The organism is Flavobacterium sp. 90 (genome assembly GCF_004339525.1).
Lineage (GTDB): Bacteria > Bacteroidota > Bacteroidia > Flavobacteriales > Flavobacteriaceae > Flavobacterium.
The window spans coordinates 70,590-96,124 of sequence record NZ_SMGE01000001.1 but is presented as its reverse complement, the minus strand read 5'-3'; the positions used below and the strand labels follow the sequence as shown (position 1 = coordinate 96,124).

The window sequence follows — 25,535 nt, the reverse complement described above, 5'->3', positions numbered from 1 at the left end:
TGTCCTAATAATCTATAATTTGAGTTATCTTTGCACCCTTGTAAAAATATAAACGATTTAGAATGAAACGTGTAGTTGTTGGACTTTCTGGTGGAGTAGATTCTAGTGTTGCTGCTTATTTATTGCAACAACAAGGATACGAAGTTATTGGGCTTTTTATGAAAAACTGGCACGATGATTCCGTTACTATATCTAATGAATGTCCTTGGTTAGAGGATAGTAATGATGCTTTATTAGTGGCTGAAAAACTCGGAATACCGTTTCAAACTGTCGATTTAAGCGAAGAATACAAAGAAAAAATCGTTGATTATATGTTCAACGAATATGAAAAAGGAAGAACTCCAAATCCTGATGTGCTTTGTAATCGCGAAATCAAATTTGATGTTTTCATGAAAATTGCCTTAAGTCTTGGTGCTGATTATGTGGCAACGGGACATTATTGTCAAAAAAATGAAATCGAAGTGGATGGAAAGCCAGTTTATCAATTAATAGCCGGAGCAGATAATAATAAAGATCAATCGTATTTTTTATGTCAGTTATCGCAAGAGCAATTGGCTAAATCATTGTTTCCAATTGGGGCTTTGACCAAACCTGAAGTACGCGAAATTGCTGCAGAAATGGATTTGGTAACTGCAGAAAAGAAAGATTCTCAAGGATTATGTTTTATCGGGAAAGTTCGTTTACCGGAATTTCTACAACAAAAATTGCAGCCTAAAGAAGGTAAAATTGTTCAGATTGATAAAAACGATCCTATTTACGCTATCGAAAAACCATCTGGTTTATCATTAGAAGAAGAATTAAAATTAGAAGCTAAAAAGCGTGATTATCTTCCAACAATGGGAAAAGTGGTTGGAAAACATCAAGGTGCTCATTATTTTACAATTGGACAAAGAAAAGGTTTGAATGTTGGCGGAACAACAGATCCGTTGTTTATCATTGCTACAGATGTTGAAACTAATACTATTTATACTGGTTTAACAAGCCTTCATCCCGGATTATTCAAAAAAGCTTTATTTATCGAAAAATCTGAAGTACACTGGATTCGTACAGATTTAGTGTTAAAAGTTGGAGAAACAATGGACGTTATGGCGAGAATTCGTTACCGTCAGCCTTTACAAAAAGCAACTTTGCACCAATTTGAAGACGGAATGTACGTTCAGTTTGAAGAAGGGCAATCTGCAATTACTGAAGGTCAGTTTGCAGCTTGGTATTTCGATAATGAATTAGTTGGTTCGGGAGTAATTTCTTAGCTTTATACTTTTTTACAGAAGATTTCTTCTAAAAAAGTAAACTATGAAGCACTATTACATTACACTTCTATTATTGGTTTTTACTACAGTTGCGTTTTCACAAGAAGATGCCTGGGTTTATTTTAAAGACAAACCAAATTCGCAGCACTTTTTAGATAATCCATCTGAAATGCTTTCTGCGCGTGCTTTAGAACGTAGAACCAATCAGAATATTTCTCTGGATGTTACGGATGTTCCTGTTGAAGAAACTTATATCACTCAGGTAAAAGCGGCCACAGGAATTGTTGTGATGGCACAATCGAAGTGGATGAATGCGCTTCATATTCGAGGAACTCAAACCGATATTGTGGCTTTAAAAACACTTTCGTTTGTTGATAAAGTAGTTTTTGCCAATAGAACTTTGAACACAACTGGTAAAAAAGTTTCTGAAAACAAAATAGCAAAGACAAAAGACAAGCTCAATACTACAATTGATTATGCTTACGGAAATTCAGCAAATCAAATTCAAATGCTCAATGGGCAAGTTTTGCATCAGCAAAATTATACTGGTTCAGGTAAAATAATTGCTGTTTTAGATGCTGGTTTTCCGGGTGTAAATACAGCTCAGCCGTTTCAAAAATTGATTACTAATAATCAGATTTTAGGGGGATATGATTTTGTAAACAGAAACGATAATTTCTATACAGGTGATGATCACGGTACAATGGTACTTTCTACGATTGGCGGTTATAAAGAAAATGCTTTGGTAGGAACGGCTCCAAGTGCGTCATTCTATTTATTTATAACAGAAAATGATGCCACTGAAAATCCTGTCGAAGAATCGCTTTGGGTAGAAGCGGCAGAAAAAGCGGATTACCTAGGAGTTGATATAATTACAACTTCGTTGGGATACTTTGGGTTTGATGATGCTAATTACAGTCATACTTATAGTGATATGAACGGTGTTACAAATTTCATTTCGCGTGGCGCCGAAATCGCTTTTAGCAAAGGGATTGTTGTGTTGGCTTCTGCAGGAAATGAAGGAAGTACCACAGAACCGCATATAGGAGGTCCGGCAGATGCAGTTTCAGTTATAACGGTTGGTTCTGTTAACGCTACAAAAGTAAAAGCAGGTTCAAGTTCTATTGGGCCAAGTTTTGATAATCGAATAAAACCCGATGTTATGGCGCAAGGTGCCGCAGCGGTTGTTTCTGATCCAAATGGAAATATCGGTACCGCAAACGGGACTTCATTTTCTTGCCCAATTATGGCAGGAATGATTGCGTGTTTGTGGCAGGCTTTTCCAACAAAAACGAACAAGGAAATCCGACAAATGTTATTGGAGTCTTCTGATCGCTATTCGGCACCAAATAATAATTACGGCTACGGAATTCCAAATTTTGGAACGACTTTGGGAGTAGAAGATTTTCAAAATGCACTTTCAGCTTTTTCAGTATATCCAAATCCTGCTGAAACTTTAGTTTCGTTTTCATTTTCACAGGAAAATTATAAGGCTTCGGTTAAAATTTATTCGGTTTTAGGACAAAAAGTAATCGAAAAACAAATCACAAATCAAGATCCATTTCTTTCTGTAGCATCTTTACAAAGCGGACTTTACTTTTATGCTTTTGATGTTGATGGTTTGCATAAAACAGGAAAGATAATTAAACAATAACAGCATTTTTGAATGAATAGAATTACGCAGCTTTTTAATATTAAATATCCAATTATTCAGGGAGGAATGATTTGGAACAGTGGTTATAAATTAGCTTCGGCAGTAAGTAATGCCGGAGGTTTGGGACTTATTGGTGCAGGTTCAATGTATCCGGAAGTTTTGAGAGAACATATTCAGAAATGCAAAAAAGCAACCGATAAACCTTTTGGTGTTAACATTCCGATGTTATATCCAAATATTGAAGAAATCATGAATATTGTGGTTGAAGAAGGCGTTAAAATCGTTTTTACTTCGGCAGGAAATCCTAAAACCTGGACTTCTTTTTTAAAAGAAAAAGGGATTACGGTTGTACATGTTGTGAGTAGCAGCGTTTTTGCTCTAAAAGCACAAGAAGCAGGAGTTGACGCAATTGTTGCAGAAGGTTTTGAAGCTGGAGGACACAATGGACGTGACGAAACAACAACGCTGACTTTGATTCCGATGGTAAAAGAAAAAATTGAGATTCCTATTATTGCTGCTGGAGGAATTGCAACAGGAAGAGGAATGTTGGCTACGATGATTTTGGGTGCTGATGGCGTTCAGGTTGGAAGTCGTTTTGCAGCATCTGTAGAATCGTCTTCACATGATAATTTCAAACAAACTATTGTGAATGTTAAGGAAGGTGATACACAATTGACTTTGAAAGAATTGGCACCGGTTCGATTGATTAAAAATAAGTTTTATCAGGATGTTCAAAATCTATATGAAAGATGTCCTTCTAAAGAAGAATTAACAGAACTTTTGGGCAGAGCAAGAGCCAAAAAAGGAATGTTTGAAGGCGATCTTGAAGAAGGTGAACTTGAAATTGGTCAAATAGCCGGAATTATCCATGAAATTTTGCCAGTAGAACAAATTATTAAACAAATGATGGCTGATTTTGAAATTGCTTGCGAAGAAAAGTCTAAATTTGAGTTTTAATTACCTGCAAGAATACTATTATGAATACTATGCGCATCTTTATTTTGTTTCTTTTTTTGACTTTTGGTCTTCAAAAAGTTCAAAGTCAGTCCTATCAGTTTAAAACATCAGGATTTAGTGTTTTAGAAAAAAACGAAAAAGGTAAATGGGGCGAATGGTCAAATCTTGATTTGGTAAATCTCTCGGTTATTTTAGACACCAATAAACACCGAATTGTAGTTTATTCGATGGAAATTCAACTTTTTAATATTGAAGATTACATCGAAAGAGAAGAAAATGAAACTGATATCGTGTACTCTTTTATGTGCAAAGATAATGACGGTAAAAATTGTAAACTCTCTATTATAACCCGAAAAAAGCAAGATTACCGCAAACAACTTTATATTAACTATGACGATCATATTATTGTATATAATATTTTTAGTGTGTAGCTAATAGGCTAATTGATCCTGAGCATTAATTATGAAAATAAAATATTTCACGGCATTTTTATTATTTCTAACGGTATTAAATGTATCTTCTCAAGAATGGAAACAAAACTTTAAAATTGTTGAGCCTGTCAGAGCAAGAGATAATGATTTTGGGTTTTCTGTTGCAACTTATGATGGTTATGCTGCTTACGGTGCTGATCAGGTAGATATTGGTGGTGTCGAAAATTCTGGTAAAGTTTATATCGCAAAGCAAGATTGCGATGGTTGGACGATATATCAGGAGCTTTCACGACCTGATGCAAGAAATTATTGTGGTTTTGGCTCGGTATTATTTATGGAAGGAAAAACACTTGCAGTTGTAGGTTGTGACCCTTCTGTTTCCTATGGAAATGCGGTCTATATATACGAAAGAGATACTAATGGTCAATATATATTTACGCAGAAAATAGCTAGGGATGAAAATTCTTTATACGATAATTACGGTTCTAAGATTGCTATATCAGAAAATTTTATGGTCATAGGATCATCATATAATAGCACAGATAGTAATTTAAATAATTATTTGGAAAATGCAGGAGCAGCTTATATTTTTTTTAAAGGTACTGATGGAGTTTGGACATTGGTGCAAAAAATTGTTGCTAGTGATAGAGAACGACGAGATACTTTTGGTAATTCTGTAGCTATTTATAAAAATACAATTGTAGTTGGAGCAGTTGAAGAAGGGACTAATTGGGCGGGAGCTGCTTACGTATTTGAAAAAAATAATGATTCTAACACATGGCTAGAGACTAAAAAACTAACTGCTTACGATTTTAGAGGGCTTCAGGATAGATTTGGTGAAATTGTAAAAATTAATGAAAATGGTATTATAATTTCAGCTCCAAGTGAAGATGATTATGATTCTGATTTAAGTGGAGATGGAGGAGGTTCACTTACTTCATTAGGTTCGGTTTATATTTTTAAAAAAAATCCAAGCGGGCAATGGATTGGTAATCAAAAAATAAGAGCTTCTGACGGCTCAGCTAAGATTTTCGGTTTTGGTAATCAGATGGAACTTTATAAGAATCATATTGCTGTAAGGGCTAGTGAATATGAATATGATACAAAGGGAAATTTATCAAAAGTTTTTGGACGCGTATATATGTTTAAGAAAGGAGTTAATGATATTTGGAATGAATATCAAACTGTGCAGTCAAATATAAAACGCAATAGTGACTGGTTTGCCGGTTCAATTTCCTTATATGAAAATGATTTGTTTGTAGGGGCATTTTGGGATGCTTTAGATGCAGATGGTCAAAATTATATAGGTTACGCTGGAACAGTTTACATTTTTAATACTTATGATTATGTAAATACACAAAAACCAATATTAAATACTATTCCGGTTTTAACATCTTGTGCTGATTTAGGAAACGGTTTTTCATCTCATTTTGATATGTCATCTATTGAAAAAGATTTGGTCGAAAATCCTGAAGATTTTGTCTTTTCTTATAAAGATCAATTAGGTAATAATCTTTCATCACCTTTGCCTCTTAATTATTCTAATAAATATCCTTATAACGAAAAAATTAGTATAAGAGTTGGAAATAAAAATAATCCAAGCTGTTATAGTGAAACTAAAATTGAGTTAAATACTATTTCTTCTTTCAGTTTAAATGCAATTCCAGAGTTTAAAGAATGTGATTACAATGGAACAGGATATGCAGTATTTGATCTGTCAAAAATTAATTCTCTTTTAGTAGATGATACTTCTCTGTATGATTTTTCGTACTTTGATTATAATAACAATGATATAAGTGTTTTTATAAACGAATCGTATAAAAACGCTGTTAAAAATCATGAAGAGATAACTGTTAATGTTACTTCAAAAAGCACCTCTTGTACAGCCAGAGCAAAAATAGTTTTAAATGTTTCTAATGTAGGTTTAGATTGTGAGATTATTGATAGTTATGATATTCCTAAGTTTTTTACTCCAAATGGTGACGGGATAAATGATCTTTGGGAGATTAGCGGATTAGAAAATAAAATATACACTTTGTATATTTACGATAGATATGGAATGTTGTTAAAAACGTTGGGTCAGAATTCCGGATGGGATGGAAATTTTCAAGGAAGACCTTTGCCAGCCTCAGATTATTGGTTTCACATAGTTTTCGAAAATGGAATTGATAAAAGAGGGCATTTTGCATTAAAAAGATAAAATTTGTTTGTAAACAGTTCTCACTAGTATAGAATTTTCAATAAATAAAAAAATAGTATATTAGATCTTCAGTAAACCAATAACTTAAGATATGAGTCAGGAGCAAATTAACTTAAAAAGAACAGCGAGAATTGCAGGTTTTATTTATTTACTTATTGCCATAACGGGTGTTTTTGGGATTATGTATGTACCAATGCAATTAATTGATTCCGGTAATTTACCTCTCACAATGCGAACTATTTTACGTCACGAATTTCTCTTTCGTGCTGGTATTATGAGTAATTTGGTTTGCCAGACTTTATTTGTGTTTTTAGTTTTGCAGCTTTATAAATTGTTTCAGCAAGTAAGTAAACATTTGACCAGAACTATGTTTGCGTTAGTAATTGTTGGAGTTCCAATTGCGTTTGTAATTATTTTTAATCAGTTGTTTGCTTTATTGTTATTGAAAGAAAATTTCATGAAGAGTTTTCCGCCAGCTCAATTGCAAGTATTAGTGATGGCATTTCTAAAAATGTATAATTACGGAAATGTTGTTATTGGCATCTTTTGGGGACTTTGGTTAATTCCTTTCGGACAATTAGTTTACAGATCTGGATTTATGCCTAAAATTCTGGGAATATTATTAATTATAGGCGGATCTGCTTATGTACTTGATGCATTTGCATTTGTATTATCTCCTGATTATCATTATTCAGTAACGGGAATTATTGTTGGTTTAACATCTTCTGTAGCCGAGTTTGCTATGGTTTTTTGGTTATTGATTAAAGGAGTTCGAAAAGTTGCCGCTTAAAGTGAAGGAAAGACTTAAGTAGAGAAGGAAGAAGAAAGATGCAAGAATCTAAAATATGTGTCGAACCCGTTTTGTCCGCTAATTTTGGATAAAATGGGTTCTGTTTTTTTATAAATCCGTACCGAAATAGCTTGTTAATATTCGGTATAAAAATATTTTTTGGAATACAGTTTTATTTTAAAGTACTGAACTAAAATAAACTATATTTGAACTGTTAAATTAATTTATATTTTAAAGTTTTTTAGTTAAAAAACGACGTTGGAATTATGAATTAATTAGAAATATCAGTTAATCAAGAAAAATAATTTACCCTGTAATCACTGCGAATGAAGAAACTTTACTCACTATTATTATTTATCGTTTTCGGAATTTTATCATCAAATGCACAAGTCATTGATGAAACTTTTGTTCAGCCAACACCTTATAAGGCTGCAAAAATAACTGTTATAAAAGAACTTTCAGATGGTAAGATTTTACTTGGAGGAAACATTCAGTTTTATAAAGAGAAAAAAGTTGGCAATCTTATTCGATTAAATGCTGATTATTCACTTGATGAAAGTTTTGTATTTAATGGAGATCCTAAGTCGGAAATTAAAGACGTTAAATTTCAAAGTAATGGAAATATTATAGTTCTGACTACCAAAGATAATTTGGGACTTGCTGATTATTTTAAGTTGTATCAACTTAATGCAAATGGTGAGACTTTAAAAGAAGTTAATACTATATTTAATGCTACAGCTATTGCTGTTCAGGCCGATGATAAAATATTGGTTACTGGTGGAGCAATTGGATATTATGATTTTACCAGTTGTTATTTAAACAGATTTAATAGCGATTTTTCTTTAGACGAAACCTTCAAAAATGATTTAGCGTTTAATGGTTCAACAAATAATGTTGTAGTTTCCAGCAATGGAATATATGTAGGAGGAACGTTTACGGCTGTAGATGGAATTGCTAAAAATAGTCTGATAAAACTGAACTCTGATGGTATATTGGATACAACATTTGATGTTGGCGAAGGAACAAAAGGACAATTATTTTCTTTGACACTTCAGGATGATGGTAAATTATTAATTGGAAGACATTTTTCAAGAATAATAGATACTCAGCCAATCAATAATATGTGTCGATTAAACCCGGACGGAACAATTGATGAAACTTTTAATACTTATTACTTTAGTTTTCATGCCTCAACGATTGTAGTAAAAGATTCATTCATATATTTTGGAATGTTTGAACCAGCGGAGTTTAATAGTTATATCGCTAAACTTAATCCTGATGGAACATTAAATCAAAATTTTACACTTGGCAGATTAAATGAGAATGGAGAAATGTTTTTTACGCTTGGTATAGTAGGAGATAAGATTATTTATAATAATTCAGGGAATGTTGGCAATAAATACGGTTTGTCTGTATGTGATTTCAATGGTAATCGGTTAGATTCTTCTCCATTAAAAGCAATTCAATACGGAAGTTTTGATAAAGGCGAATATTTTGATGGAAAATTAGTTATAAAAGGTGATTTTGTACGAGTTAATGATGTTGAGACTTTTGGAATTGCTTTATTAAATGCGAATGGTTCGGTTGATGAATCATTTGTTTTTCCTAAATATATTGGAGATGTAACGCAATTTCAGGTTATAGATAATACGACTATTTTTGTCAGTGCCAAAAAGAAACTTTTAAAACTGAATAATAAAGGAGAAGTTTTGAAAGATTTTGATTTCAGTGATATATATTTAACTTCAGTTAAGAAATTTAGAGTTTTGGCTAATGGAGAGGTTTTATTTTCTGATGAAAACGGATTGTATAAAGAATTAAATACAGGTGGACATATCCCATATAGTTTAAAATCTGAAACTTATCGTTGGTTTACCGGTGTTAATTTTGAAGTTCAGGATGATAAAATTATTTTTACAGCTGTTTATAATGATTATGATCATTATGATTATAAGTTTTTAAGATTTAATCTTGATAATACTGTTGATGAAACTTTCAAAATAAATGGTTCAGGACCTGATACTACAGTTAATAAAATTAAAGTGCTTGAGTCAGGAGAAATTATTGCTGCTGGAGATTTTTTAAATTTTAATGGAGTTTCTGTGCCAAACCAAATTGTTAAGATTTCGAAAGACGGTAATGTAGATTTGCAATTTATTGAAAACCAAAAAGCCCAAAAAATTGGAATTAGTACTTATCATGATTACAGAAAAATAGAACAAGTAGGTGACGTTATATATATTACAGAAGGAAATGCAGATGTAACTGCAATTAATCTTGATGGTACATTTGTTAAGAATTTTGAAATGCCATCTGTGATCGATAATATAACAGATCTTGTGGCTTTAGAAAATAAGGAACAAACTTCACCAACTGGCCGTAAAACAGCTTTAGAAGATAGTGCAGATAAGTATATGTTTGCAATGGGAACGATTAAAAATGCAACAGGAGCTTCTTCGGTAGTTGTAAAAGTTAATTTAGGAAAATCATCAGGTTCGTTATCTGTTGGTCCAACACCAGAGAAATTAGCTTCAAAAGTGCAGGTTTTCCCAGTTCCTGTGCATGAGAGAATGAGTTTATCGTTTACTAATTCGATTGTACCAAATAAGATTTCAGTCTATTCTGTAAATGGACAGGAATTATATTCTGCTAAAGTTCAAAGTACAGATAATCTCGAAGTTGATATGTCGAAGTTTACTCCAGGAGTTTACTTCATAAAGCTTTTTTCGGATTCAGGAGTAATTACAAAGAAAGTAGTTAAAAAATAAAAAGTATAAATAATAAAACCCGATAGCTTTTTAAAAAGCTATCGGGTTTATTATATAAAAAAAACTTAGTCCCGAAGCTTCGGGACAGAATCTCAGTTCCTCAAAACCTTTTTCTTAAGAATCAATATCTTTAATAAACTCGTCATATTCTAAATAGAACATTTCAAGCGCATTCATTTTTTCAAAAAAGAAATCAAAAATTGCGTCCCAATTATTACGATTACTAAAACCTACACCTTGTTTTTCGATCCAGATTCGGCTTATGGTTTTGCCGCTTTCTAAAGTATAGTTTTTTTCAAAGACCAAATCTTTAATGAATTCTTCCTCTAAGATGTTTTTTAAAGCCTCTATTTTTTCAAAATAAGCAGTTCTTTTTTCATCATTTCTGGGTTCAATATCAATTAAAACCTGTGCTTTTTTATTGTCAACATAAAATTTAAAAGAGAAATCTTTAATTTTAGTGTCATAAAGTACCCATTTACGTGGATATTTTTCGGCGAAAGCCACCCAAAATTCTCTTTTTATTCTTTGTGATTCTTCTTTACTGTACATTTTTTAAAGTTTGTATAGTCGTAACTATTTAATATTTGAATTTAGGATTATTTACGTGTCGAATACGCTGCTAGGTTTTTGATAATCAGAAACAGATGAATCTAACGTTCCGTTGGGCAAATTTACACTAAATATTTAGAACAAATTTCCAGACCTAAAATGTTTTTATTGTGCTATTTCGGATGCTATTCTTGAACTCGAAATGAAATTTATTTCTTCTGTAAAAAATTGATTTTGATTGTCTTGACTTTGAATTTATAGTTTTTGGTTGTGTTAAAACTTGTAAACTGAGGATTTCTAGAGTATATTTATATTTTATTTCAAATAACAAACGTCCTTTTTAATGGATTTTCAAGATTTTCTGCAACATGTTCCTGATTTAATTCCAGTTGAATTACCGGCAATTTCGGCACATCTAAAAATGGCTCCCAAAGAAAGAATAGAGTCTTTGAAGAACCATGATTTTAAAGCTGAAAATGCAAGAATTGCTGCCGTTATGATGCTTTTTTATCCAAAAAACGGAAAAACACATCTGGTTTTAATCGTAAGAAATGCTTATAATGGAGTTCATTCTTCGCAAATTGCTTTTCCGGGAGGAAAATATGAAACGACAGATGCAAATTTTGAAGAAACAGCTTTAAGAGAAACACACGAAGAAGTTGGGGTGATGCCAAATAAAATTGAAGTAATCAAGCATTTTTCTCCAATGTACATTCCGCCAAGTAATTTTTTGGTACATCCATTTTTGGGAATTTCAAAAGAAGAACTCTCTTTTTATCCGGATGTTAGAGAAGTTGCGGATATTATAGAATTGCCTTTATCTGTTTTTTTGGATGATGAAATTATCATCGAAGCCACATTGTCAACTTCTTACGGAAACAATATTTTAGTTCCTGCATTTAATATTCAAAATCACATTGTTTGGGGAGCGACCGCAATGATTTTAAGTGAGTTAAGAGATGTACTGAAAACGACTTTTGAGGGAAAGTCGTAAAAACACAAAATTAACAATTTGATATTCATTATAATAGTAATTTATTTTCGAAATTGTTTTGTACTATTGCTAAAAGAATAATTTTTGTATGTTTGCGTCCTAACAAAAAACACATTAAAGAGCTATGGGATTGTTTAAACGAAATCCTTTTGGACATATATTATTCATCAAAAAATGGTTAATCCGTGTTTTGGGTGCCATGACGCATAGAAGATATAGGGGTTTCAATGAATTGCAAATCGAAGGGTCTGAAATCATTAAATCACTTCCGGATACAAATGTTTTGTTTATTTCAAATCACCAGACTTATTTTGCGGATGTTGTAGCTATGTTTCACGTGTTTAACGCAAGTTTAAGCGGACGTGAAGATAATATTAAGAACATTGGTTACTTGTGGCAACCTAAAATGAATATTTATTATGTTGCTGCTAAAGAAACCATGCAAGCTGGTTTATTGCCAAGAATTTTAGCTTATGTTGGAGCAATTACTGTAGAAAGAACCTGGCGCGCAAAAGGTGTTGATGTTACTGAAAAACGTGAAGTTAATCCAAATGACACCGAAAATATCAGAATTGCACTTGAAGATGGTTGGGTAATTACGTTCCCCCAAGGAACAACAAAATCTTTTAAACCTGTTCGAAAAGGAACTGCACATATCATTAAACAACATAAACCAATTGTAATTCCTATTGTTATTGACGGTTTCCGTCGTTCGTTTGACAAAAAAGGATTACGAATGAAGAAAAAAGGAATCCTACAATCATTCATCATCAAAGAACCTCTTGATATTGATTATGAAAACGATACGATAGAAGAAATTGTAGAAAAAGTAGAATACGCAATTGAGCAACATCCATCCTTTTTAAAAGTAATTCCAGCCGAAGCAATCAAAGTCGAGGAAGAACTTAACGAAATGAGAAGATGGAGTTACAAAGGACCAGAAGAATATTAGATTCTGGATTTTTTGTTTCAGGTTTCAAGTTTTAAGTTGTTTCAAGTTTCAGGGTGAAAAAGACTTAGAACCTTAGTTACTCAGAACCTTAGTACCTTCAAATTAAAAATCTATCTTCTTCAATTCCTTATAATTCGCATACAATCTGCGTAATAAAGTTCCGTAAAGCAATCTGTAAAAGCACCAGAATAATCCGAAGAAACCTAATATAACCAGAATTAAGATTCCCAGAGTTACGAACATTGCTTTTCCGTTTACGGCTAGTTTTTCTCTTAAAAATGCCATGTCAGGATTGTAGACAAATGCAATAAAGAAGCTTAAAATAGCAGTAACGACAATCATTCCCAGATTATACCATACATAATACTGAACCGTTTTTCTGGTTCTTAAAATCGCACTCATTAAAGATTTTGTCGCGACAGTTGTTGTAATTGTTTTGTAGTTTTTGTAGAAAATGAAAACAAATATCAATACCACTACGTAATTGAAATAAGTTAAAAACTCAAGTGCAGTTACGATTTCCGGATGATTTATTTTTTGCAAAACATCATCGGTATTGATAAATAAATTGGAGAAAGTCCAAAATGAAATTTCCAAAATGCTGATAATTAAAATCCACTTCACGATCGAAGATGATTTTTTGTGAATCATTTTGTAAATCTCTGTTTCAGAAATTTGTTGAAAAGAATCCGAGTTCTTTTTCCAGTCTTTTTTTAGTAAATCCAGCTCTTTCATAATAATTTTTAAGGATTTAGTATTTTTTTAAGTTTCCCTTTGATTCTGTTCATTTTCACGCGCGCATTCACTTCGCTGATTCCTAATGTTTCGGCTATTTCTTGATAATCTTTGTCTTCTAAATACATAAAAACTAATGCTTTTTCGATGTCATTCAGTTGGTAAACTGCTTTATACATCAATTTAATCTGTTCTTCCTCTTCATAATTGTAGTCGACATCTTTTACAAAATGCTGATGGCTTTCATATTCAACTGTCGATACGGTTCTTTTGGTTTTTCGATATAATGTAATGGCTGTATTTAAGGCAACGCGATACGTCCAGGTCGAAAATTTACTGTCGCCTCTAAATTTAGGATACGCCTTCCATAATTGTATAGTGATTTCCTGAAACAGGTCTTTGTGAGCATCTTCGCCAGCAGTATATAATCTACAAATCTTGTGGATTATATTCTGATTTGCCTGCAATTGCGCAACAAATGACTGTTCTAGATTTTCGCTCATAATGTATTAGTAGTACTGAAATCAATTTTGTTACAGTGTTAAAAATAAAAAAAATATAATTAATAAAAAATAAGTATTAGTCTTAATGTTTTTTTTGAACTGTTTCCAATATTTTATAAAAAAATGATATTCTATTTATTAAAATACCATTATGAAAAAACTATTATTCTTGTTTTTTATATCTACTTTAGGCTTTTTTGCAAATTTTTTATAAAAGATCATGTGAAAGACAACCGGTAGACAATTATTGGATTCGAAATATGTGAAATAAACACTCTAAGATGTGGGGCTAAAGACTTTTATGGAAATCACACTATCGATGTTAGAACTGGTGATCAATTGTGTTTTTTATATATCACAATGAAAACTAAAGCTGTAAGAGTATCAGAAAATGCTTTGATGGATAAATGAGGATTGACTTGAAGTTTTTAATGTGATTTAGAATTAATATCTTTTTTAAAGATTAATAAGCGAATTTATGAAGGCAATTGTATTGAAAAGTTTTATATTTTTTTTCTCAGTTTATGTTGCTATTTATGGGCAATCAAAAAAGACTAGTTTTTATTTAGAGGAGAATGATAATTTAAATATTGTTTTGAATGGAAAAGTAAAGAGTGTTAAAATCAAGAAAGAAAATTTGATAAATAAAGCTAATGCGGATTCTCTAGTTTATTTATTTAATGCCAAAGGAAATGCAGAAACAATTGTATATTATGGATTAGGTATGGATTTGGCAAATCGTAGAATAAGAGTAGAAGAAGTTCATTATACTTTCAAAGAGAATAAAATAATATCAAAACTAAACAAAATGGAATTTGGTATAGATGGAGATGTTTATGAATATGATGATAATTGGAATCTAATTCATCTTAAGAATTATTATAATAATGTTTTAGTGAAAGAAAACTTTTTTAAATATGATAATTATAACAGAAAAATAGAAAATGTATACTATTTGTATGGAGGATTTAGCAATTACAACGAGCAAACTCAAGAGAATAAATCGAGTTTTTTGTATGAAATAGAAAAGTATAAATATAATACTCAGAATAAACCAGTTTTGGTAATAGTGTCAAATTTTCGAGATAACAAAAGTATTAAAGTTGCAAGTTATGATTATGATGAAAAAGGGAATTTGATTCAGGAAGGAAATTGTTACGGTAGTGAAAATTGTGACCCTAAACCTTTATTTGGATATGAATATGATTCTAAAAGTCAAATTACTAAAAAATATCAATTTGCAAAATTCTCACCTCATAATACTGATGAATATCATGTATATGATGATAAAGGAAGAGAGATAGAAAGTAAAGGAATGTATGTTTATACGGATAAGTTACCATATTGGGGTTATCATTATATTTATCAATATGATGAATTTGGAAACAAAACTAAAGACGAAGAATTAATTGGAAAATATAGAATGCTGGGGCGAGAAAAATACAAAACACAATCAACTCAATATGATAAGTTTAATAATATAATTTCAGATGAATATATAACAGCAGAGGGAACAACTATTCAGTTTATTTCTCAAAAATATATTTATGATAAAATGGGAAATTGGGTAAGTAGGGAAAAATTACAAGGTAAAAACAAAAATGAATTACGAGTTATAGAAATCTATACTCGCGAAATAAAGTATTATCATTAAAAATCTTTTCCTTTATAATAATTCACCATCAAATCTACAAATTTGCTGTAACTATCCATACCATCTTTTTGATTGTTTGTTTTAAGAAAGTTATCGTAGAAAATCTGAAATCCGGTTTCGATTGGAGTTTGATATTTTTTCCAGAAATCATAGCTTTCCTGATAGTTTTTTAAAATTCCGCCATGAACAGATTTCTTCAATTGCTGAAATATTTTTTCATTCTTGACTTTCCAAATGCTTAAACAATAATGTAATGTGAAGCTGTATCCGGAATATTTATAATACAAATCATTGTTATTTACTGTCGCCAAAACACCAATAAAATTACATTCACTTTCACTGGCAAAACCCATTTGATGCGCCATTTCATGACAGCTAGTAAGCGGAAAATTATACATTGGCAACAAATCATTTACCTGTGCTTCATTTGTAAACGGATTCAGATAACCTCCAAAACCCATATAAGTTAAAGGTAAACTAAAAAGAGATTTTTTGATACTTAAGGTTTCGTATTTGAAAAAGGAATGTTCTTGCGCAAGATTTTTATAGCCGTTTAAATTTATTTTGAAAGCCTCATTTTGTGAGTATGGAAAAACAATTCTTGCACTGTCATTTTTCGTAATTTGAAACTGGATCTCGTTTGTTTTGGTGATTAGTTTTTTAGTAAAAGCTAATAATTCGGCATCATTATATTCTTTGTTGATGTTCATTTTTTCGAAAAGCGGTTCTCTGTAATAGTTTAATGCCCAAAGCAAATGAAAGAAAAAGTAAAATACCGAAAGGCAACTTAAAGCTTTTAGAAGATTGTCTTTCCATTGCATTTTCCATGTTTTTCTAACTTTCCAAAACCATCGAATTACTAATAGAATTAGAATCGAATAAATACAATCTCCAACCGAAAAAGGAATTTTGCCCAATATGGTTCTTGAAAAGTGAGATATTTTTAAATACAAACCATTACTGTAAAAGCTTTCGATAAATTCCGGAAAAAAGGGAAGAATCTTTAGAATGATAATCTGAATTAATAAGAATAAGGGAAGTATATGTTTTTTTTGCACGGTTTTGCTTTTGGGTTAAAAATAATAATTAAAAGACTTGGTTAGTTTATTTTTCTAAAATAAAACAATGACTATGCAGAAATATTTTAAATGTTTTGTATTCCGATGTATCGCTAGGTACATTTGATTGATGAAAAAAACTGATTCATAGAGTTCAAGCGTTCCCATGGGAACGCCTGATCGGTTTTTTACTTTCTTTTACCAGCGAAATGCCACTATGTTGCATGAATATGTAATTATATTCTCTTTTCAATTTTAAAGTGCTTTTAATTTGTGTCTATTCGTGTAATTCGTGGCAAAAAAAACGAATACATTCCCTTTAAACTTTGTAACTTTGGGACTCTTAATTGTTAAACTTCAAACAAAATATAATGAGTCAAGAAATAAGAAATCTGGAGCCTAAAGCGCTATGGAATAAGTTTGCCGATTTAAACGCAGTTCCGCGTCCGTCAAAGAAAGAAGAACGCGTGATTGAGTTCATGAAAGACTTTGGAAATAGCTTAGGTTTAGAAACTTTTGAAGACGAAATTCGAAATGTAATTATCCGTAAACCTGCAACTCCGGGAATGGAAAATCGTAAAGCAATTGTAATGCAGGGACACCTTGATATGGTGCATCAAAAAAATGCAGATACTGTTTTTGATTTCGATACACAAGGAATTGATATGTATGTAGATGGTGACTGGGTTCGCGCGCGCGGTACAACTCTTGGTGCAGACAATGGACTTGGAGTAGCGACAATTATGGCTATTTTAGAGAGCAAAGATATTCCCCATCCGGCAATTGAAGCATTGTTTACAATCGATGAAGAAACTGGAATGACGGGAGCGTTAAACTTAAAAGGAGGAATTCTTCAAGGTCAGATTTTATTGAATTTAGATACAGAAGAAGATGATGAAATTGATATAGGTTGCGCTGGTGGAATAGATGTAACGGCAACAAGAACATATCACGAGGAAGAAGTTCCGGAAGGATCTGTTGGTCATATAATTACTGTAAAAGGTTTAAATGGCGGACATTCAGGAATGGATATCAATAAAGGTTTAGGAAACGCTAACAAAATTATGAACCGTTTGTTATTCGATGCTTTTGAAAATTTTGGTTTGCAAGTAGCAGAAATTAATGGAGGAAGTTTACGAAATGCAATTCCAAGAGAAAGTGTTGCAAAAGTCATTATTTCTGAAATGTTTGATGAAGCGTATATTTTTGATATGCTGGAAATCATCAACGATATTAAGGCAGAATACAAAACGACGGAACCAAATTTATCTATTGAAATCGTGAAATGCGATTTACCTGCAAAAGTGATGGATTTAGGCGTTCAGGAAGGTATTATTCGTGCTATTTATGCTGCTCATAATGGTGTTTACAGAATGAGCGCTGATATGGCTGATTTAGTTGAAACGTCAAACAATATTGCGAGAGTTATTGTAAAAGATGGTGAAATATCTGTTGGATGTTTGACACGCTCTTCAGTAGAAACTTCGAAATTTGATTTGGCTAATTCTCTTCGTTCTGCTTTTGAATTAGTAGGTTGCGAAGTAGAGCTTTCAGGGTCTTATCCCGGTTGGACACCAAATGTAAATTCTGAAATTCTGGATATTTTGGTTGGAATCTACGAGAAACAAAATAATGAAAAACCAAAAGTTGTTGCTTGTCACGCTGGTTTAGAATGTGGAATTTTAGGGACTAATTATCCTGATATGGATATGATTTCTTTTGGACCAACAATTCATGGTGCGCATTCGCCAGATGAAAGAGCAAGTATTTCTTCGGCTCAAAAATATTGGAAATTTGTATTAGAAATTCTTTCGAATATTCCGGTTAAATAATTTCTGCAATTAAAATATTAAACGCGACAGGTTTTAAAATCTGTCGCGTTTATTTTTTGTGAGATATTGAAATTATCATTGAAATCAACCTCCACCACTTCTTTTAGCAGTTGATGTTGCTTTTAGTTTTTCTTGTACCTCTTTAATTTTTAGATAATTATCGATAGTAATTGGTCCAGGATATAGGTTACTTTGTACTACATGAGGTGGATATTTTTCGTAGGTTTTCGCAAATTCTCCAATAATATTCTGAATAGTTGGCAAGAACCACGTTTTCTCTGTAAAGTTGTTCATGAACAAATCGTATCGCTCTTGCGGATCTGCCCATAAGTCAAATATTTGTGGTACAGTTGCAACATAACTCGCAGCCCCTTTCCAGCCTAAATTAGAATCTACCGCTAAACCTCCTGTTGCTTGTCCGTTATCACCGCGTAAATTAAACACTGCTTTGAATTTTCCAACTCTTATTGCTCCCGGCAATAATTCATCTTCAGTAAAATAGAACCACATTGTTCTTTTTGATTTTCCGGTGCCAAATAAAACCGGAGACATATCATAACTGTCAAATATAGTTGGTTTGCCTTCTCTGTCAACCGTTGGCAATTCTTGTCCTGATAATGCTGCAAATGTTGCCATAAAATCAAGCGTTCCTAATATGTCGCTGTTTTTACTATTTGCTTTAATTTTTCCAGGCCACCATGCCAATGTCGGAATACGGCTTCCTCCTTCGCGATCTGTTCCTTTTGTTCCTCTAAATGGTGTGTAACCACAATCAGGATAAACATCCTGCCATGTACCATTGTCTACCGTGTAGATAATTAAAGTGTTTTCGGCGATTCCCATATTACGAACTTCATCCATAATACGACCAATTCTGGCATCTAGTTCAACAATACAATCGGCGTATTTATTTTTTCCTGCAGATTTTCCAGCATAGTCCGGGTGTGGTAAATTTGGCTGATGATTTTTGGCAAAAGAAATTTCCATAAAAAATGGTTTGTCTTTTTTCCCGTTTTCTTTAAGCCATTTTATAGATTCTTCCTCTGTATATTGATCTAAAAACGGAATTACTTTTCCGTCTATTTTTCTAACCTCTCTATATGGTTTTCCAGCTTCTCCCTCTAAAGCTCCTTTGGTTCCTTTTACCCATGTTGCTCTAATATCCTCTGGCATATCTGCATTCCAATCTGGATCTGTATATGTGTAAGCGTTTAAGTGATATAAGGTTACGTTCTTCATTACATCAAAACCTTGTGCAATTGGCATCGAATAATCTTCTTCGCCAAGGTGCCATTTTCCGGCAAAAAAAGTATTGTAGTTTTTGCGTTTCAGCAAAGAAGCCAACGTCCATTCTGCTTTTGGCAAACCGCCTCCGTCTCCAGGAAATGCAACTGTTGTCATTCCGCTTCGATTAGGAATTCTTCCTGTAATTAAAGCTGCACGTCCCGGTGTACAGCTTGGTTGTCCATAAAAGGACCAGAACTGCATACCTTCGTTTGCCATTCGATCGATATTTGGTGTTGCAGCACCTCGGGCTTCTCCACCGCCATAAGGACCTAAATCTCCCCAACCAGTATCATCTGAGAGTAAAATAATAATATTTGGACTCTTTTGGGAATATCCAATTGCGGTCATTAATAAAAAACATAGTGCAGTAAAAACTGTCCTGATGTTTGGCTTCTTGATTAGTACTTCTTTTGTCTTCATAGTTTACTTGGATAATAAAGGGTTAAAAATCAATGTTGTTTAATCTAATCTTTCTAATATTTAGACTTGTAGAGGTGGTATTGTTTGTCTTTTAAAAATTAGACTATTTAATTTTAAGGGTTTTCTATTACAAAAGCTTTTGAATAAGAAAATTCTCTAAAGTCAAAAATAAGACAATTAAAAGGCCGGATCATTGGATTTAAACGGCAAAGAGGTTTCAAATTGTAAAATGAAACAACTTTTATTTTATGATATTCACTTTTGATAGTGCTTTTTGAAGTAGTGTTGTTTCAAGTTATCAGTTTTTAAAATTTAGAAAGGATAGAGGACAATTTTAAAATCCGCAACACTAAAATGATTTACATCATCAGGTTGATTGAATCGTTTGGATTCAACACTTATCAAGTATTTTCAGGGATTTTTAAAATTGATTTTTCTACTAACCATAACTCTGGCGCTTCTGATATCAAATCGGCTTTCTTGTGAATCCATCTGATTTTTACTGTCTTTATTTTGAAAATTTGCGTTGTAATCTAAAATAGGATAGAAGCCTAGTTTTGCCGAGGACCATTTATTTTGAGTTCTTGACTATTTATTGCTTTGCAGGTAGTGTAAGGAATAAGGTAGTTTTTAGTAGAATTTGCTAAGATTTGATTTTGAGAATCGTCTACTAAATCAGTATGTTGTGAGAAGTATCTAAAATACTGCATGGAGAACAGAGTCGCAGTTTTCAGTGTTAAAAGAAACTGAAAATTGCGACTACGACTGAAAACAAAAATTAGTCGCGCTTCGGCGAATTTTTCTTTTCTCTTTTTTCTTCTTTCTTTTCTTTAGCTGTTTTTAACGGTTCTTTTTTTACCGTTTTTTTTGCGTCTTGACTTTTTGACATGATATTTTGATTTAGATAATTAACTTATTTTAAAGTAAATATAAGTTCTATTTTTGAGTTTATATTAATTATTTTGCTGATATACTTCAATCGAGTCTTTCGCAAGTCTTTCTTTAAGCCATAACTTCATTTTTTGCTGAGTTTGCAAATCCATATTTTTTTTACTTTGATACAGAATTACAGGAATCACTTTTGCTTTGTTCGCATCGTTTTCAATTGTATAATTACCAATTGCAAGAGAAGTTACGGTTGGGAATAATATTTTAGCTTCGGCGCTAATTTGGTTGGTATTAAATTGATATTGCGATAACTCAGTTCGAAGATTATTAATGAGAATATCTTTTTGATCAACAACACTTTGATTGCTATTGATTTGATTCATAATATCTTTTCTTAAGTTGATTGTGTCTTGTCTAATAATCAATTTTGTGTTTGGTAAATCATAATTGCCTAATTTTTTATTAAGATCAATAATTTCTATGTCGCTAAATTTTTTGGCTAAAAATGCCAATTCGATTCTTTTGGGATCTGTATTGTATCTTATTTTTTTATAAATAATAGGATAATCATTGTCGAGGAATTCTTTTTGGATAAAAACTTCCGTTCTTGAATTATAGCTTTTTTGAATGTACAATTGGTATGCAAAATAAATACTCGGAATAATCAGAAGTAAAATCATGATGGTAATACCGTATTTTACTCGTTTTTGATGTTTTAGATCGAGTTGTTTTGTAATGGGATAATTCAGATACTTTACGATAACAAAAGTCGCAATACAAATAAAAACACAGTTGATTGTATAAAGATATAATGCACCAAAAAAATAAAGATAATTGCCTAAAGCCAATCCATAACCGGCTGTACAAAGCGGAGGCATTAATGCGGTTGCAATGGCAACACCTGGAATTGGATTCCCTTTTTCGACACGAGTTACAGCAATTACACCCACTAAACCTCCGAAAAAGGCAATTAAAATATCATAAATGTTGGGAGAAGTTCTTGCCAATAACTCGGATTGTGCTTCTTTAAAAGGGCTTATATAAAAATAGATTGCCGACGTGGTTAAACTAACAACGGTTGCAATCAATAAATTTTTGACTGATTTTTTTACAAGTTCAAAATCATACATTCCTAAACCAAAACCTGCCCCTACAATTGGTCCCATTAATGGTGAAATTAACATCGCACCAATAATTACCGCTGTCGAATTTACATTTAGTCCTACTGATGCAATAATAATTGCGCAAGCTAAAATCCAAATATTAGAGCCTCTAAATGATACGGCACTTGTAATGTTTTCTATTACCAATTTTTTATTTTCTTCGCCTTTGTGAAGATCAATAAAGTTTAGAATTTTTTGTGTGATATCAGTCATTGTATGCTGTATAATTATATTCGGAATCTAAATTTCGATAGAAGTAAGGGAATCTAATTTAGTCAAAAAAAACGTCAAAGCCTACATTTATTGCGCTAAGTATTAAAGTATGTGATAGAGTTGTAGTTTTATTATTTGAAAAAGGTATAAAAAAATCCTCAACCTTGAAGATTGAGGATTTGTATATTTTGATTTAAAAGTAAAGTTTTAATTCCTTTTTAGTACTTTATATTGTTCATAGCAACCGCTAATAGCGTCCATAATTTGTAAATCATTTGCTGATTGAATAAAAGAATCAGAATAATTACAACGCTGTAAAATTTCAGGAATTTCATCTTTGCTAATACCTAAAAGCACAGAAATGGTTTCGCGATCATACTTTGATTCTAATAAATTTCGAATCGTATCATCTTTCTTCATCTCCTTTAATTTCCTGAGTTCTTTTCCATTTTTTCCAAAGAAACCATAAAGTACATCGGCAGGATTAAAGATAGATCCTAATACTTTTCCAAATGCATTTGGAGAATATTCACCCGCTTCGTAGCCTTGTGTAAGACCAGAAATACTATAACGATAGTTTTCTTTTGTTGGAATCAATTTTGAATCGACTTCAAGATATCCGGTCAGATTAAAAGGTGCGATTACAACTTCTTCAAGTGCAATTGCTTTCTCAGTAAGCTGAATTCGAGTTACTTTATTTTTTATCCAGTCATTCGTAACTCTGATTCTCAAAGATTGAAAACCAAGTATAGAAAAGTGTATAGTATCATTTGGCTGTACATCAATTTCAAAATATCCTTTAGCGTCAGACATTGCACCCCGCACTTTGTTGGTGTTGATGATATTTACGTTGGCAAGAGGTTGTTTACTATTATCGTTAATGATGTAGCCGGAAACTCTCTGTGGCACTGTAGATTCTGTATCTTGTGCGAAACCAACGGCTGATAATAGTGTGAAAAAGAAAACTGCGAAATATTTCATATCCTGATTTAAAGCACTAAAAGTAGTAAATCAGGATTAAATATTTTGCAGTCTTCGAATATAATTATCAGAAAATTAACAAAGCTAGTAGTGATGCTTTTGTGATTTAAATAAAATGGGATAAAGAAGATTGAATTGTATTGTTTTGGATTACAAAACTCATTTATCGCAAGATTCATAATGTAAAAAAAATCCCAAATTCCAATTATGTCTGGAATTTGGGATTTTGTATATTAAGATATTAAATAATTAATCTCTTCTTGGTCTTCTTGGTCTTGGTGAATCACCAAAGCTTTCAGAACGTCTTGGAGCTCTGTCTGAACTACCTTCGCTTCTTGGAGCTGAACTTCTAAAACCACCTTCTCTTTTTGGAGCAGATGAGTTTCTGTCGCTTCTGAAACCACCTTCTCTAGGAGCGGAGTTTCTGTCGCTTCTAAATCCACCACCAGAACCTTCACGTCTTGGACCGAAACTTCCTCCGCCTTCACGTCTTGGACCTCCAGAAGAACGTCCGCCGCCGCTACGACCATTATGGTCACGTCTTCCGCCACCATCATTTTTAGAAATTTCAACATTAATACGACGTCCTTCTAATTGTACGTTGTTTAATACTTCCATTACTTTGTCAGTATGCTCAGGATCAGTATTAAAGAAAGAGAAACCTTCTTTTACATCAACTTTGAAAACGTCATCACGACCTAAGTCTAATGTTTCTTTCAAGTAATCTTTAAGAGTCATCCAATCGAAATTGTCTCTTGAACCGATGTTTACAAAATAACGAACTGCTCCGTTATTATTGAATTCTCTTGGCTCAGAATCATTTCTTTCGCGTCTTTCAGAAGATTGATTAGAAATATCTCTGTTCTTTTTGTAGTAAGCAATAAAACGGTTAAATTCTACTGAAACCATTTTCTTGATCAACTCTTCTTTAGATAAACCTTCAAGAACATTGTTGATTGCCGGTAAATAGTTGTCAATTTCGTGATCAACTTCAGTATCTTTAATTTTGTTTGCTAAGTGCAACAATTGAATTTCGCAGATTTCGATTCCAGAAGGAATTGGTTTTTCTTCGAATTTTTGTTTGATGATTCTTTCGATAGAAGAAATTTTACGCAACTCACTTTTTGTAACAATTACAATAGAAGTTCCTAGTTTTCCAGCTCTACCAGTACGTCCTGAACGGTGATTGTAAGTTTCAATTTCGTCAGGAAGTTGGTAATTTACTACGTGAGTAATATTATCAACGTCAATACCACGTGCAGCAACGTCAGTAGCAACAAGCATCTGAATTTGTCTTCCACGGAAAGATTTCATTACACCATCACGTTGCGCCTGAGATAAATCTCCGTGCAATGCAGCAGCGCTGTATCCATCTTCAATTAATTTTTCAGCTACAGCTTGTGTATCTCTTTTAGTACGACAGAAAACCACAGAAAAGATATCTGGATTTGCATCGGCTAAACGTTTCAAAGCTTCGTAACGATCACGTGCATTTACTAAGTAAAATTCGTGAGAAACTGTTGCAGAACCTGAGTTCTTAGCTCCAACAGTAATTTCAACTGGTTCGCTCATGAATTGTTTTGCAATTCTGGCAACCTCTTGTGGCATAGTTGCAGAGAACAACCATGTACTTTTTTGATCTGGAGTATCTGATAAGATAGATACGATGTCTTCATAGAATCCCATGTTCAACATCTCATCAGCCTCATCAAGAATACAGTAATCTATATTTTTAATGTTTACTAAACCTCTGTTGATCATGTCTTGCATTCTCCCCGGAGTAGCCACAATAATCTGTGCTCCTCTTTTAATCTCTCTGGCTTGCTCTGTAATACTAGCCCCGCCGTAAACTGCTACCACATTAATACCTTTTTCGTATTTTGAGTAGTTTTTAAGTTCGTTGGTAATCTGTAAACAAAGTTCTCGTGTTGGCGATAAAACTAATGCTTGTGTGTTTCTATTGTCAGCATCAATTTTTTGAATTAGCGGAAAACCGAAAGCTGCCGTTTTCCCTGTCCCTGTCTGAGCCAACGCAACCATATCTGTGTCTTTTTCCAATAATAGGGGAATCGCCTTTTCCTGTACCTCTGACGGATTTTCAAATCCTAGATCTAAAATCGCCTTCAGTAACGATTCATTCAATCCTAATTGTTCAAATTTATTCATATGTGTTTTTAAAATAGGGTGCAAAATTACTGTTAATTATTCAGATAAACTAATGCTATTTTAAGAATTATGTATTTGTTATGATTT

General features: G+C 32.5%; 19 protein-coding genes. 11 read left to right on the top strand and 8 right to left on the bottom strand.

Features of this window, described 5'->3' with window-relative positions; genetic code table 11:
- Positions 1-62: 62 nt before the first annotated feature.
- From mnmA to C8C83_RS00375, 7 genes are all read left to right on the top strand, one after another.
- Positions 63-1,250: a tRNA 2-thiouridine(34) synthase MnmA gene (gene mnmA / locus C8C83_RS00405; RefSeq protein ID WP_121325931.1), complete on the top strand. Its 1,188-nt coding sequence runs from the start codon at positions 63-65 to the stop codon at positions 1,248-1,250.
- Positions 1,251-1,293: 43 nt separating this feature from the next.
- Positions 1,294-2,904 (top strand): S8 family serine peptidase, encoded by a 1,611-nt coding sequence (locus C8C83_RS00400; RefSeq protein ID WP_121325930.1) that lies wholly within the window; start codon positions 1,294-1,296, stop codon positions 2,902-2,904.
- A gap of 12 nt (positions 2,905-2,916) precedes the next feature.
- Complete coding sequence (locus tag C8C83_RS00395; protein WP_121325929.1) at positions 2,917-3,861, top strand: nitronate monooxygenase; 945 nt, start codon at positions 2,917-2,919, stop codon at positions 3,859-3,861.
- A 20-nt stretch (positions 3,862-3,881) separates the two neighbouring features.
- Complete coding sequence (locus C8C83_RS00390) at positions 3,882-4,292, top strand: hypothetical protein (protein ID WP_121325928.1); 411 nt, start codon at positions 3,882-3,884, stop codon at positions 4,290-4,292.
- Positions 4,293-4,323: 31 nt separating this feature from the next.
- A complete protein-coding gene (locus C8C83_RS00385; protein WP_132011616.1) occupies positions 4,324-6,492 on the top strand; it encodes a T9SS type B sorting domain-containing protein in 2,169 nt (722 codons plus the stop codon).
- Positions 6,493-6,583: 91 nt separating this feature from the next.
- On the top strand, positions 6,584-7,282 hold the full coding sequence (locus C8C83_RS00380; protein ID WP_121325925.1) for a DUF4386 domain-containing protein: 699 nt from the start codon (positions 6,584-6,586) through the stop codon (positions 7,280-7,282).
- A gap of 326 nt (positions 7,283-7,608) precedes the next feature.
- Complete coding sequence (locus tag C8C83_RS00375) at positions 7,609-10,050, top strand: T9SS type A sorting domain-containing protein (protein ID WP_121325924.1); 2,442 nt, start codon at positions 7,609-7,611, stop codon at positions 10,048-10,050.
- Between the two features lie 114 nt (positions 10,051-10,164).
- Here the strand turns inward: C8C83_RS00375 and C8C83_RS00370 are convergent, their stop codons facing one another.
- A complete protein-coding gene (locus C8C83_RS00370) occupies positions 10,165-10,602 on the bottom strand; it encodes a DUF4268 domain-containing protein (protein ID WP_121325923.1) in 438 nt (145 codons plus the stop codon).
- Between the two features lie 343 nt (positions 10,603-10,945).
- Here C8C83_RS00370 and C8C83_RS00365 point away from each other — a divergent pair, with 343 nt between their 5' ends.
- Complete coding sequence (locus C8C83_RS00365) at positions 10,946-11,596, top strand: CoA pyrophosphatase (protein ID WP_121325922.1); 651 nt, start codon at positions 10,946-10,948, stop codon at positions 11,594-11,596.
- Positions 11,597-11,720: 124 nt separating this feature from the next.
- The gene (locus C8C83_RS00360) at positions 11,721-12,548 is read left to right on the top strand and encodes a lysophospholipid acyltransferase family protein (RefSeq protein ID WP_099711512.1); all 828 of its coding nucleotides are present in this window, start codon (positions 11,721-11,723) and stop codon (positions 12,546-12,548) included.
- A gap of 102 nt (positions 12,549-12,650) precedes the next feature.
- Here the strand turns inward: C8C83_RS00360 and C8C83_RS00355 are convergent, their stop codons facing one another.
- Both C8C83_RS00355 and C8C83_RS00350 read right to left on the bottom strand, forming a co-directional pair.
- Complete coding sequence (locus tag C8C83_RS00355) at positions 12,651-13,283, bottom strand: hypothetical protein (RefSeq protein WP_132011615.1); 633 nt, start codon at positions 13,281-13,283, stop codon at positions 12,651-12,653.
- Positions 13,284-13,291: 8 nt separating this feature from the next.
- The gene (locus tag C8C83_RS00350; RefSeq protein WP_068843197.1) at positions 13,292-13,786 is read right to left on the bottom strand and encodes an RNA polymerase sigma factor; all 495 of its coding nucleotides are present in this window, start codon (positions 13,784-13,786) and stop codon (positions 13,292-13,294) included.
- A gap of 478 nt (positions 13,787-14,264) precedes the next feature.
- Here C8C83_RS00350 and C8C83_RS00345 point away from each other — a divergent pair, with 478 nt between their 5' ends.
- Positions 14,265-15,440, top strand: coding sequence for a hypothetical protein (locus C8C83_RS00345; protein ID WP_121325921.1), 1,176 nt, complete (start codon positions 14,265-14,267; stop codon positions 15,438-15,440).
- Here the strand turns inward: C8C83_RS00345 and C8C83_RS00340 are convergent.
- Complete coding sequence (locus C8C83_RS00340) at positions 15,437-16,498, bottom strand: DUF3810 domain-containing protein (RefSeq protein ID WP_121325920.1); 1,062 nt, start codon at positions 16,496-16,498, stop codon at positions 15,437-15,439. The genes C8C83_RS00345 and C8C83_RS00340 overlap by 4 nt on opposite strands.
- 371 nt (positions 16,499-16,869) lie before the next feature.
- Here C8C83_RS00340 and C8C83_RS00335 point away from each other — a divergent pair, with 371 nt between their 5' ends.
- A complete protein-coding gene (locus C8C83_RS00335) occupies positions 16,870-18,330 on the top strand; it encodes an aminoacyl-histidine dipeptidase (RefSeq protein ID WP_121325919.1) in 1,461 nt (486 codons plus the stop codon).
- Between the two features lie 84 nt (positions 18,331-18,414).
- Here the strand turns inward: C8C83_RS00335 and C8C83_RS00330 are convergent, their stop codons facing one another.
- The 4 genes from C8C83_RS00330 to C8C83_RS00310 form a co-directional block, all read right to left on the bottom strand.
- On the bottom strand, positions 18,415-20,037 hold the full coding sequence (locus tag C8C83_RS00330) for an arylsulfatase (RefSeq protein WP_121325918.1): 1,623 nt from the start codon (positions 20,035-20,037) through the stop codon (positions 18,415-18,417).
- Between the two features lie 953 nt (positions 20,038-20,990).
- Positions 20,991-22,301 (bottom strand): DUF389 domain-containing protein, encoded by a 1,311-nt coding sequence (locus tag C8C83_RS00320; RefSeq protein WP_121325917.1) that lies wholly within the window; start codon positions 22,299-22,301, stop codon positions 20,991-20,993.
- A gap of 207 nt (positions 22,302-22,508) precedes the next feature.
- A complete protein-coding gene (locus tag C8C83_RS00315; protein ID WP_121325916.1) occupies positions 22,509-23,282 on the bottom strand; it encodes a carboxypeptidase-like regulatory domain-containing protein in 774 nt (257 codons plus the stop codon).
- 249 nt (positions 23,283-23,531) lie between these two features.
- Positions 23,532-25,448 (bottom strand): DEAD/DEAH box helicase, encoded by a 1,917-nt coding sequence (locus tag C8C83_RS00310; RefSeq protein WP_121325915.1) that lies wholly within the window; start codon positions 25,446-25,448, stop codon positions 23,532-23,534.
- Between the last annotated feature and the right edge of the window lie 87 nt (positions 25,449-25,535).

Bases quoted from the DNA above. Each gene is read 5' to 3' on its own strand.
- mnmA (WP_121325931.1), top strand. From the start codon at position 63: ATGAAACGTGTAGTTGTTGGACTTTCTGGTGGAGTAGATTCTAGTGTT.
- C8C83_RS00400 (WP_121325930.1), top strand. From the start codon at position 1,294: ATGAAGCACTATTACATTACACTTCTATTATTGGTTTTTACTACAGTT.
- C8C83_RS00395 (WP_121325929.1), top strand. From the start codon at position 2,917: ATGAATAGAATTACGCAGCTTTTTAATATTAAATATCCAATTATTCAG.
- C8C83_RS00390 (WP_121325928.1), top strand. From the start codon at position 3,882: ATGAATACTATGCGCATCTTTATTTTGTTTCTTTTTTTGACTTTTGGT.
- C8C83_RS00385 (WP_132011616.1), top strand. From the start codon at position 4,324: ATGAAAATAAAATATTTCACGGCATTTTTATTATTTCTAACGGTATTA.
- C8C83_RS00380 (WP_121325925.1), top strand. From the start codon at position 6,584: ATGAGTCAGGAGCAAATTAACTTAAAAAGAACAGCGAGAATTGCAGGT.
- C8C83_RS00375 (WP_121325924.1), top strand. From the start codon at position 7,609: ATGAAGAAACTTTACTCACTATTATTATTTATCGTTTTCGGAATTTTA.
- C8C83_RS00370 (WP_121325923.1), bottom strand. From the start codon at position 10,602: ATGTACAGTAAAGAAGAATCACAAAGAATAAAAAGAGAATTTTGGGTG.
- C8C83_RS00365 (WP_121325922.1), top strand. From the start codon at position 10,946: ATGGATTTTCAAGATTTTCTGCAACATGTTCCTGATTTAATTCCAGTT.
- C8C83_RS00360 (WP_099711512.1), top strand. From the start codon at position 11,721: ATGGGATTGTTTAAACGAAATCCTTTTGGACATATATTATTCATCAAA.
- C8C83_RS00355 (WP_132011615.1), bottom strand. From the start codon at position 13,283: ATGAAAGAGCTGGATTTACTAAAAAAAGACTGGAAAAAGAACTCGGAT.
- C8C83_RS00350 (WP_068843197.1), bottom strand. From the start codon at position 13,786: ATGAGCGAAAATCTAGAACAGTCATTTGTTGCGCAATTGCAGGCAAAT.
- C8C83_RS00345 (WP_121325921.1), top strand. From the start codon at position 14,265: ATGAAGGCAATTGTATTGAAAAGTTTTATATTTTTTTTCTCAGTTTAT.
- C8C83_RS00335 (WP_121325919.1), top strand. From the start codon at position 16,870: ATGAGTCAAGAAATAAGAAATCTGGAGCCTAAAGCGCTATGGAATAAG.
- C8C83_RS00330 (WP_121325918.1), bottom strand. From the start codon at position 20,037: ATGAAGACAAAAGAAGTACTAATCAAGAAGCCAAACATCAGGACAGTT.
- C8C83_RS00320 (WP_121325917.1), bottom strand. From the start codon at position 22,301: ATGACTGATATCACACAAAAAATTCTAAACTTTATTGATCTTCACAAA.
- C8C83_RS00315 (WP_121325916.1), bottom strand. From the start codon at position 23,282: ATGAAATATTTCGCAGTTTTCTTTTTCACACTATTATCAGCCGTTGGT.
- C8C83_RS00310 (WP_121325915.1), bottom strand. From the start codon at position 25,448: ATGAATAAATTTGAACAATTAGGATTGAATGAATCGTTACTGAAGGCG.